Source organism: Moorena sp. SIO3B2 (genome assembly GCF_010692525.1).
Taxonomy (GTDB): Bacteria; Cyanobacteriota; Cyanobacteriia; order Cyanobacteriales; family Coleofasciculaceae; genus Moorena; species Moorena producens.
On record NZ_JAAHHE010000428.1, the window covers coordinates 1 to 1,179 of the forward strand.

A 1,179-nucleotide genomic window follows, 5' to 3' on the forward strand; every position below is an offset into this window, starting at 1 on the left:
GAAGAAATCGCCACAAATTTAATGGGTATGTACACGATGACTCGTCTAATTGGGCGACGCATGGCAGCACGACGAGAAGGCACTATTGTAAATGTTTCTAGTTTGATGGGTAAAGTAGCAGCACCGACGATGGCAAGCTATTCAGCTACCAAATTTGGCATTGTTGGTTTTACCCAAGCCTTACGAGGGGAGTTAGCGCCACAAAATATTCGGGTAATTGCTTTACTGCCATCGTTAACAGATACTGATATGGCGCGAGGATTACAGTTGTTTCGCTGGGTGTTGCCGATGACTCCCCAACAAGTCGCCAAGGTGCTAGTCGCCAAACTGGAGAAGAACTCATCGGAAATTTTAGTGGGATGGCAAAGTCATTTAACTGTGTGGTGTCAGCGTTTCTTTCCTTCCCTACGGTCGAAGATGTTACTGATAGCAGCTCCTTTATCTAGAAGAAAAAGTTTTGGAGAAATAGCAAACAGGCAACAGACAACAAGCAACAGAAAAGGATTTTGGAGAAAAGTTTTGGATTTTGGCTTCTTTAGATCTAGTATACAAACCTTTGATCAAGGGTTTGATCAAGCTTTAAAAGACAAATTTCCTGATTAACTTTTCCGATATGAACAAGACTTAGACAGCCTACATATAGATTGGCTGCTTAAGTCTTGTATAAGCTGATAGCTGATAGCTGACTGCTTACCTGAAGCCTGGTTTTCAAGCCCCTTCCCGTAACTTATCCAAAACACTGCGGTCTTCTAGAGTGGAGGTATCTCCAGCAACCTCTTGACCTGCAGCTAGCGATCGCAATAGCCGTCGCATAATCTTTCCGGAACGAGTCTTGGGCAAAGCATCAGTAAAGCGAATGTCACCAGGACGTGCGATCGCACCAATTTCTTTGACTACATGCTGCTTTAGTTCTTGCTTGAGTTCGTCACTAGCGCTATAACTGCCTTCTAAGGTCACAAAGGCAAACACATCCTCCCCTTTTAGCTCATCAGGTTTACCGACTACAGCTGCTTCAGCTACAGAAGGATGAGAAACTAGTGCTGACTCCACTTCCATGGTTCCTAAGCGGTGACCAGAGATATTCAACACATCATCGACACGACCCATAACCCAGAAATAGCCATCGGGGTCTTTTCTGGCACCATCTCCAGCAAAATAGAAGTATTGGCCATCTTTTGG

At 44.5% G+C, this 1,179-nt stretch carries 2 protein-coding genes; one reads left to right on the forward strand and one right to left on the reverse strand.

Annotated elements, in window-relative coordinates:
• The coding region (locus F6K38_RS35340; protein WP_287359752.1) for an SDR family NAD(P)-dependent oxidoreductase at positions 1-603 on the forward strand (603 nt) is incomplete at its 5' end.
• Positions 604-708: 105 nt separating this feature from the next.
• On the opposite strand, the gene F6K38_RS35345 is transcribed toward F6K38_RS35340, so the two are convergent.
• A partial coding sequence (locus F6K38_RS35345; protein WP_502709632.1) for an AMP-binding enzyme occupies positions 709-1,179 on the reverse strand: 471 nt, incomplete at its 5' end.